General features: G+C 59.1%; 1 pseudogene. It reads left to right on the plus strand.

Annotation, left to right across the window (positions count from 1 at the left end):
* Positions 1-254, plus strand: a pseudogene (locus QP381_RS09230) (AmmeMemoRadiSam system radical SAM enzyme); the annotation flags it as partial.

Consider the following 254-nt stretch of genomic DNA (forward strand, 5'->3'; position numbering starts at 1 on the left):
GAACCACGAGATCTCAGCGGCTCGACAATGGGACCTCCTGGCCGAACGCGCAACGCCTCATATGGTCGCAGACGCGGCAGTGAGACATCATATTCCTGCGGTCGCATTCACGTACAACGATCCCGTGATCTACGCCGAGTATGCTATCGATACGGCTCTGGCATGCCACGAGGCGGGCGTGCGCACCGTAGCTGTGACTGCTGGCTACATTTCTCCGAAAGCTCGATCTGAGTTCTTCGCGCCTATGGACGCGG

Origin of the sequence: Pauljensenia sp. UMB6358 (assembly GCF_030216865.1) — a bacterium.
Taxonomy (GTDB): domain Bacteria; phylum Actinomycetota; class Actinomycetes; order Actinomycetales; family Actinomycetaceae; genus Pauljensenia; species Pauljensenia turicensis_A.